1 pseudogene is annotated in these 611 nt (G+C 69.2%); it reads left to right on the plus strand.

From position 1 onward, the window contains the following. Positions 1 to 412: pseudogene (locus tag AC1DWF_RS36175) on the plus strand (acetyl-CoA carboxylase biotin carboxylase subunit); the annotation flags it as partial. Positions 413 to 611 lie beyond the last annotated feature (199 nt).

The following is a 611-nucleotide window of genomic DNA, read 5'->3' on the forward strand; positions in this document are numbered from 1 at the left end:
GATCCGCATCGCGGCCGGCGAGCCGCTGGGCTATGGCCAGGAGGACGTCACCTTCTCCGGCCACGCCATCGAGTGCCGGGTCACGGCCGAAGATCCCGTGACCTTCGCGCCCTCGCCCGGCAAGGTGAACACCTTCCACGCGCCGGGCGGCCTCGGGGTGCGGGTCGATAGCGCGCTCTATGCGGGCTACTCCGTGCCGCCACACTACGATAGCCTGGTGGCCAAGCTCATCGTCCATGCGCCCGACCGCGCCCAAGCCATCGCGCGCATGCGCCGGGCGCTGGAGGAGATGGTGGTCGACGGCATCGAGACGACCCTGCCGCTGCACCGCCGGATCATGGCCGATCCGGAGTTCCAGGCCGGCGACTACACCATCCATTGGCTGGAGCGCTTCGTCGGCCGGACGGACTGAACCGGCCGCGTCCCGGCCGGGACGCCCGGAATCGGGACGCTGGGAATACAGACAATCATTCCGAAACGCCCGCGACGGTGTCTAGGATAGGGCTGTGGAACACCCGCAGGCCAAGATCCCGATTCCGCGCCTCCCCCGACCCGCCTCGCCCGGTTGAGCGTCCTGATGTCCCGCCGGCAGATGGAGATCACACCAGGCC

Source organism: Aminobacter sp. P4_D5, from assembly GCF_056401815.1.